Raw genomic sequence first — 1,678 nt, 5'->3', positions numbered from 1 at the left:
CGCGGCGCTCAACGCCACCGCCGCGCTGCCAACCGCAACGCCCAATTTGCTCAACGACAGCCTCATGTGTGGACACCTTCCCCAGTTAATGCACCGCTATTACGGCGAGAACATCTGCCCAGCGGTTGCCGTCCTTCGGTTGAGATTACCAGGCCCCGCGAGCGTGCCTGCAACACAACGGCTATCGCACACCACCGCCCGGGCGTTACTCTTCGCAGGTCAGCGGCTTGCCAGCGGTGTTCGCCGTCGGCGAAACGGGGGCCGGTCACAGGGTCCGAGACTGTCGGTCTTAAATCGGTATTTCGACAGGCGCGCCAAATGGTTGACCTGTATCTGCAACGTCTAGTATCAGTAACCGAAAGCTTCACCGGATGCGGTCGGACGCGCGCCGGTGCGAGCTGAACGCCCAGCCCACAATTGAGCCCAGCAGCTGGCCTAGTACATGGAGGAGACGTCTGTGACGTACACGATCGCCGAACCCTGTGTCGACATCAAGGACAAAGCCTGTATCGAGGAGTGCCCCGTCGACTGCATCTATGAAGGCGCTCGGATGCTCTACATCCACCCCGACGAATGCGTCGACTGCGGGGCGTGCGAGCCGGTCTGCCCCGTCGAAGCGATTTACTACGAGGACGATGTGCCGGACCAGTGGAGCCAGTACACGCAGATCAACGCCGACTTCTTTGCCGAGCTGGGATCGCCCGGCGGCGCGGCCAAGGTCGGCTTGACCGAGAACGACCCGCAGGTGGTCAAGGACCTGCCGCCGCAGGGCGAGGGCGACTGAGCGGCCCGGTGCCCCACCAGCTCAAAAAGCGCCGGCCGGCGGTGTCGGCGGCCCTGCCCGAGTTCCCCTGGGACACGCTGGCCGACGCGAAGGCGCTCGCCGGCGCCCACCCGGACGGCATCGTCGACCTCTCGGTCGGCACCCCGGTCGACCCCGTTGCCCCGGTGATCCAGGAGGCGCTGGCCGCCGCCGCGTCGGCGTCGGGCTATCCCGCCACCGCCGGCACCGCCCGGCTGCGCGCATCGGCGGTCGCCGCGCTGGACCGCCGGTTCGGCATCACCGGGCTGGGCGAGGCGGCCGTGCTCCCGGTGATCGGCAGCAAAGAGCTCATCGCCTGGCTGCCCACGCTGCTGGGCCTGGGCCCCGCGGACGTCGTCGTGGTGCCCGAGCTGGCGTATCCGACCTATGACGTCGGGGCCCGGCTGGCCGGGGCGCGGGTGCTGCGCGCGGATTCGCTGACCCAGCTGGGTCCGCAATCGCCGTCCTTGTACTACCTGAACTCGCCGAGCAACCCGACCGGGCGTGTCCTGGGCGTCGATCACCTGCGCAAGGTGGTCGGCTGGGCCCGCGACCGGGGCTGCCTGGTGGCCTCCGACGAGTGCTATCTGGGGCTGGGCTGGGACGACCAGCCGCTGTCGATCCTGCACCCCTCGGTCTGCGACGGCGACCACACCGGCCTGCTCGCGATCCACTCCCTATCGAAGAGCTCGTCGCTGGCGGGCTACCGGGCCGGGTTCGTCGCCGGGGACCCCGAGCTGGTCGACGAGCTGCTGGCCGTGCGCAAGCACGCCGGGATGATGGTGCCCACGCCGGTGCAGGCGGCCATGGTGGCGGCCCTCGACGACGACGCCCACGAACTGGCACAGCGGCAACGCTATGAGCGCCGCCGCGCGG

General features: G+C 68.9%; 2 protein-coding genes and 1 pseudogene. 2 read left to right on the top strand and 1 reads right to left on the bottom strand.

Annotation, left to right across the window (positions count from 1 at the left end; genetic code table 11):
• Window positions 1-66: pseudogene (locus A5646_RS28885) on the bottom strand (hemophore-related protein); the annotation flags it as partial.
• Window positions 67-457: 391 nt separating this feature from the next.
• Between A5646_RS28885 and fdxA the strand changes: the two are divergent.
• Window positions 458-784: a ferredoxin gene (gene fdxA / locus A5646_RS09610; protein WP_003875467.1), complete on the top strand. Its 327-nt coding sequence runs from the start codon at window positions 458-460 to the stop codon at window positions 782-784.
• Between the two features lie 41 nt (window positions 785-825).
• Window positions 826-1,678, top strand: an 853-nt coding sequence (gene dapC, locus A5646_RS09605) for a succinyldiaminopimelate transaminase (RefSeq protein ID WP_156765567.1), incomplete at its 3' end; no start/stop codon positions are given.

Origin of the sequence: Mycobacterium sp. 1245499.0 (assembly GCF_001673615.1) — a bacterium.
In the GTDB taxonomy this organism is placed as follows: domain Bacteria; phylum Actinomycetota; class Actinomycetes; order Mycobacteriales; family Mycobacteriaceae; genus Mycobacterium; species Mycobacterium europaeum_A.
This window is presented reverse-complemented; position numbering and strand designations above follow the sequence as displayed.